The organism is Saccharothrix coeruleofusca (genome assembly GCF_014648515.1).
In the GTDB taxonomy this organism is placed as follows: domain Bacteria; phylum Actinomycetota; class Actinomycetes; order Mycobacteriales; family Pseudonocardiaceae; genus Actinosynnema; species Actinosynnema coeruleofuscum.
Window position 1 is genome coordinate 323 of record NZ_BMRG01000048.1, and the last position, 321, is coordinate 643.

1 pseudogene is annotated in these 321 nt (G+C 70.1%); it reads right to left on the bottom strand.

Going from position 1 to position 321, the window contains the following annotated elements:
- A pseudogene (locus IEZ00_RS35965) lies at positions 1-321 on the bottom strand (hypothetical protein); the annotation flags it as partial.

Below are 321 nucleotides of genomic sequence, written 5' to 3' on the forward strand. Positions count from 1 at the left end.
GTCGGAATCCGAGTCATAGTCCGAGTCGGAGTCGGAGTCGACCTCGTAGCCCGCGTCCTCGTCGGGCAGGTTCATCCACGAAGGCTTGGGGTCCCTCGGTGCGTCCGTCGTGGGGGCGGAGTTGTCCACGCCGCGGTCGCTGGTGGGGCCAGTCGAGGTGTCCGCCGGGGGCGGGGTGCTGGTGGACGGCTGGTCCGGCGTCACACTGCGATCGCTGGTGGGCGGGGCCGTGTCCGGCGTCGGTGTGGTGTCGAGGCCGGGTTTGGTGTAGAGGACGGTGCGTTCGCCGGTGTGGGGGTTGACCTCGATGACGCGGTCGAC